The organism is Microvirga tunisiensis (assembly GCF_009296175.1).
Lineage (GTDB): Bacteria > Pseudomonadota > Alphaproteobacteria > Rhizobiales > Beijerinckiaceae > Microvirga > Microvirga tunisiensis.
Map to the genome: position 1 here is coordinate 1 of NZ_VOSK01000738.1, position 1,487 is coordinate 1,487.

At 62.3% G+C, this 1,487-nt stretch carries 1 protein-coding gene; it reads right to left on the reverse strand.

What is annotated here, in order from left to right:
* Positions 1 to 45: 45 nt before the first annotated feature.
* Entirely contained in the window at positions 46 to 1,374 is a 1,329-nt protein-coding gene (locus tag FS320_RS43285; RefSeq protein WP_152718640.1) for an IS5 family transposase, read from the reverse strand.
* Positions 1,375 to 1,487 lie beyond the last annotated feature (113 nt).

Genomic DNA, 1,487 nt, shown 5'->3' on the forward strand with positions numbered 1-1,487 from the left:
TAGTCGGCCCTGAATAATGCGGCGGCACGCGGCTGGCGCTGGATTTCAGGCGACCTGAGAAGTATCCGATTGCGCGGATGAACTCATCAGGGCTGCCATGAGCCAAGCGATAAAAAGCCTGAGCCAGTTCAGGATCAGTCTGAGATTGTGCCCGGCTGCCACGAGGAGCGCATTGATCGCATCCCCGGCGGCTCCGAGCAGGTGATTGCGTCCCAGCCGCCCATCGGCCTTCATGTGCCCGATCATGGCTTCAATGGCTGATCGTCGCTTCAGCTCCCGCTGGATCGTTGGTGTGAGGCCGCGGCGCTGTCGCGTGATGAACACGCGCTCCTTGTGCGCATAGTCGTGCCCGCGATAGCCCTGATCGACGTAGATGCGCGCAGGCTCCACGTCCGTCAGGGCCACGACCTGATCCAGCGTCGTGCTGAGCGTGTGGCCGTCATACGGGTTGCCCTCCAGCACCTTGGACGCGAGGACGAAGCCCTCCCGGTTGGTCACCGCCACCGCGACCTTGCTGCCGAACTCGTACGGCCGATGCGCCTTGCCCTTGGCGATGCACACCGCCTCGGGTGCATGCAGGCTGTAAAGTTTGTTCTTGCTCGTGCGCTCTTGGGTCAGAAGGCGCTCCGTCAGGCCAAGCAGACGTGCAAAGCGGCGTGAGAGAACCTCATCCTCGGCGACTTTCCTGGCGACATCGCGATAGACCCGGCCCAAATAGGTCTTCAGCCGCTTCAATTCGCGGCGCATGCGCCGCATCTGCCGCGCATGAGCATAGCGGCCCACCTGCACGGCGGTGCGTTTGGCCAGACGGGTGTGAGCCTGCCGCAGCTTGAGACCATGCCGCTTGGCCTGCCGCACCAGAGCCTGCAAGGCCTTCAGGTACAGCTTCGCGTCAGTGGGATGAGTGATGGCCTTGGGCTGCACGGTGGTGTCGACGCTGATCCGCTCCAAACTGGAGGGCCGCACGGCGCCTGTGTCGAGCCCAGCCTGGATCGTAGCGGCCAGCAGTGTCTCCAGTCCTTCTGGTCCAAGCCGCTTGCGCCAGCGCGTCAGCGAGCTGGGATCACACGGCAGCTGATGCTGGAAGTACTCGCAGCCACAGAACCACTGCCAATAGGGATTCTCGATGAAGCGCTGCACCACCGCCTCATCGGACAGGTTGAAGGTGTGCTGGAGATACGACAGCCCGACCAGCAGGCGCGTCGGCTTCGCGGGCCGCCCTAAAGGGCGATAGAAGCGACCGAACTCCTGATCGAACCTGTCCCAGTCGATCAGCCCTGCCAGGCGAAAGAGCTCGTGGTGATGATCGAGGATCTGATCGAGGCGGCTGCGGTAGAGATCACCGGAGCTCGGCAGCGTTGGCTTGGGTCCCATGGCAAAACACCAGCTTTTGGGGGGTCACTTCCCAGAAGCTGGCATTTTACGATGCTTCGCGAAGACAAAGAATCCTTCAGCCTCAATCAGTTGTGGGTTATTTCAGGGCCGAC

Excerpts from the sequence above, each read along its gene's own strand:
- FS320_RS43285 (WP_152718640.1), bottom strand. The coding sequence starts at position 1,374 with ATGGGACCCAAGCCAACGCTGCCGAGCTCCGGTGATCTCTACCGCAGC.